This is a genomic window from Vogesella mureinivorans, assembly GCF_007644035.1.
Lineage (GTDB): Bacteria > Pseudomonadota > Gammaproteobacteria > Burkholderiales > Chromobacteriaceae > Vogesella > Vogesella mureinivorans.
The window spans coordinates 1-411 of sequence record NZ_VMTV02000770.1; the positions used below are offsets into that span (position 1 = coordinate 1).

Annotated in this window: 1 protein-coding gene; it reads left to right on the forward strand. The window is 66.4% G+C overall.

Features of this window, described 5'->3' with window-relative positions; translation table 11 throughout:
- Positions 1–24: 24 nt before the first annotated feature.
- On the forward strand, positions 25–411 hold a 387-nt coding region (locus FLQ44_RS18145; RefSeq protein ID WP_240801339.1), incomplete at its 3' end, for a phage tail protein.

Sequence of the window (411 nt, forward strand, 5' to 3'; positions counted from 1 at the left end):
GAACCTTTTCTCTCTGAAATCCGCATGATGAGCTTCGTGTTCGCCCCCAAGGGCTGGGCGCTGTGCAACGGCCAGCTGCTGCCGATCAACCAGAACCAGGCGCTGTTCGCCCTGCTGGGCACCACCTTCGGTGGCGATGGCCGGGTCAACTTCGCCCTGCCCGACCTGCGCGGGCGCACGCCGATCCACGTCGGCAGCGGCCATACCCTGGGAGAACGCGGCGGCGAGCAGGCGCATACGCTGTCGATCGCGGAGCTGCCGACCCACACCCATGTGATGCAGGCCAGCAATCAGACCGCGAGCACCAACACGCCGACCAATGCACTGCCCTTGTCGAACTCCAGCGCCTCCAACCTGTGGGCACCGCCGGCGAACCTGGTGGCCATGTCCCCCAGCGCGGTGACCAATGTC